Annotated in this window: 2 protein-coding genes and 1 pseudogene; all 3 read right to left on the bottom strand. The window is 60.0% G+C overall.

What is annotated here, in order from left to right; genetic code table 11:
* Window positions 1–1,459: Wzz/FepE/Etk N-terminal domain-containing protein (locus EOA85_RS31740; protein WP_245486195.1), on the bottom strand; the 1,459-nt coding region annotated here is incomplete at its 3' end.
* A 269-nt stretch (window positions 1,460–1,728) separates the two neighbouring features.
* Entirely contained in the window at window positions 1,729–2,625 is an 897-nt protein-coding gene (locus EOA85_RS31735) for a UTP--glucose-1-phosphate uridylyltransferase (protein ID WP_127212364.1), read from the bottom strand.
* Window positions 2,626–2,682: 57 nt separating this feature from the next.
* Window positions 2,683–2,809: pseudogene (locus tag EOA85_RS39525) on the bottom strand (glycosyl transferase); the annotation flags it as partial.

The following is a 2,809-nucleotide window of genomic DNA, read 5'->3' as shown; positions in this document are numbered from 1 at the left end:
ACCCGGTCCCCATCATCACGCCAAGCACAAGCGAAAGTCCCAGCACTATGGACGTGCGCGGGGTTGCCGCGGACTGCGGCAGCGTCGCGTCCGAGATGACGCGGATCTTGCCAACCGGGAAGGATTGCTGCTGGGAGGCTTCTTCGTAGCGGCCAAGGAACGTCTGATAGAGCGTCGAGAGCGCCGTTGCCTTCTGCTCGAGTTCGCGCAGCTTGACCTGCGACTGGTTGTCGATGGAACTCTTGCCCGCCGCTAACGCGACATTTGCGCGGAGCGCCGTCTCGCGCGCGAGAGCAACTTCGTATTCGTTGCGGTAGCTTTCGGTCAACTGCTTCAGCTCGCCGAAAATCTGCGCTGATATGTCGGCCTTTTCCTTGGCAAGTGCGACCGCCTGGGGATGCTCTGCCCCGAAATTGGCTTCGATATCCTGCTGCCGCTTGGCGACAGTGAGATAGCGGGTCTTGAGCGTTGAAATGATCGAGTTGCTTGGCTGGTCGGCGGATATGGCGGCATCCCTGAATGCGTTGTCCGAACCGCTTTCGACGATCGACTTGTATTGCTGGTAGCGGGCGCTGGCGCGGGCGGTATCGGCCTGCGCCTCAATGAGCTGGCCATTGAGGTCCGACAGTTGCTTGTCGCTGATCAACTGGCCGTCATCGACGGCCAATCCGTGTTCGGCCCTGAACTTCTCGACGGCGAGCGACGCTGCCTGGGAACTTTCACGAAGCTCCGTCAGCCGGCCTTGCAGCCAGACCGCCGCGCGCTCGGTCGCATCGAAGCTCGCATCGAGCTGATCCGCGAGGTAGGCGTCTGCGTAGGCTTTGGTGATCGCGGTCGCAAGTGCGGGATCCGTCGCTTGATAAGCGATGGAGATCACATAGCTTCGACCGATGCGCTCGGCCTGCACTTCGTTTTGCAGTTTGAGGACCGCGTAATCGCGGCGTGACGAGGCAATCATCGCGTCACGCGTCGCCGGATCAAGCTGGGTGACGTCGGTGGTGCCCACGGCGGGGCTGGGACGGAAGTACCGGATCACGCCGCGCACAAAGCCGGCCGCCTTCGACACGGCCGATGTGGGAGGATACAAGAAAGCGTCGTTCTGATCGAGCTTCTGCTTGTCGACGACCACCGCCGCCAACCTCGCCGAGTGAAGAATTTCGATCTGGCTCAGAATGGCGGAATCGGTCTGCATGCTGACCGACGCCGCCGAAACCTCGTCAACGACCTTATTCAAGCCTTCGTCGATAAGCACGCGGCTGGTCGCCATGTAGGTGGGAGGCGTGGTCTGCAAATAGAGCACGCCCAGAAAAAGACCGATGGCAGCGCATGCCGCAACCACCTTTGCCTGCCTTGCTGCCATGCTGAGCAAGCGCTCGATATCGATGAAGTCGTCGGCGCTGACTGCGTCCGAACTCGGCAATGGTTTCCTCTTGTCTAGAGGAAAATTGGCATAATTCATCTTCGGTCCAATTCTACTTTGCATCTAGAGCGGCGGTCCCTCAAGTCGACCTGTGCCGCCGCTCTATCTCTTGTTTGAGCATCGGATTTCCCAAAACCGCCTCTACTTTTGGGTCCGATGCTCTCGTTTGCAGGCGCTGAAGCAAGATCGGGAGAATCAGCACATATACGACGCAAGCTTCATGCCAGACAACGCGAAACCCGGGCCGCCAAGCGCATCGGCATGTCTTGCGTCACCGTCCATATGCTAATGCTCCCAAAAAATGGGCATTATGCGGCTTCCACCCGGCGCTCATGCGACCGGACAAACTCCTCAAGCATCTCGAAGATTGGCCCCTTCATGTCGTCACGCGCCAGCGCGAAGGCGATATTGGCTTGGATGAACCCTTCCTTCGAGCCGCAGTCGAACATCCGGCCGTTGAAGGGCTGGGCAAAGAAAGCCTGGTTCTGCGCAAGGCGAACCATGGCGTCGGTCAGCTGGATTTCGTTGCCGGCGCCGCGCTGCTGATTGCCGAGCAGCGCGAATATCTCGGGCTGCAGGATGTAGCGGCCGTTGATGTAGTAGTTCGACGGCGCATTGGCTGGAGCCGGCTTTTCGACCATGGCGGTGACCTCGAAGCCCGAGCCGACATCGGCGCCGCAGCCGACAATTCCGTATTTGCTGGTCTCGGTCGGATCGCAGCGCTCGACGGCGATGACGTTTCCGCCGGTCTGTGCATAGAGGTCGGCAATTTCAGCGAGACATCCACGCCCGCCGAAGGACACCATGTCCGGCAACAGCAACGCGAAAGGTTCATCGCCGATGACTTCCCGGGCGCACCATACCGCATGGCCGAGACCTTGCGGCGACTGCTGCCGGATGAAGCTCGTCGCACCAGCCACGGGAAGCAGGCTTTCGAGCGCCTGAAGCTGCGCCGTCTTGCCAGTCTGCTCCAAAGTCCCGATCAATTCTGGATGCAGGTCGAAATAATCCTCTATGACTGCCTTGTTGCGGCCCGTCACGAAGACAATGTGCTCGATGCCGGCTTCGAACGCCTCGTCCACCGCATATTGCACGACAGGCCTGTCGACGACCGGCAGCATTTCCTTCGGCATCGACTTGGTCGCCGGCAGGAATCGCGTTCCAAGCCCCGCTACCGGTATGACTGCCTTCCTGACTTTTTTCATTGCATATTCCTTCTGAGGAGATCGACTTCAACCTGTCGCAGGCCGCGAAAACTGTTTTCACCTGCCTGCACCTTTCACCTCCCCCGCACCCACGGCAAATTGTGCCGCCACCCTTCGCAGCCGAACGGCGATCGGCATGCTCATATGCCGAACGGCCGCCGGATCGCTGAGCGCCGTCCACACC

The sequence above is a fragment of the Mesorhizobium sp. M5C.F.Ca.IN.020.29.1.1 genome, from assembly GCF_003997375.1.
GTDB lineage: Bacteria > Pseudomonadota > Alphaproteobacteria > Rhizobiales > Rhizobiaceae > Mesorhizobium > Mesorhizobium wenxiniae.
This window is presented reverse-complemented; position numbering and strand designations above follow the sequence as displayed.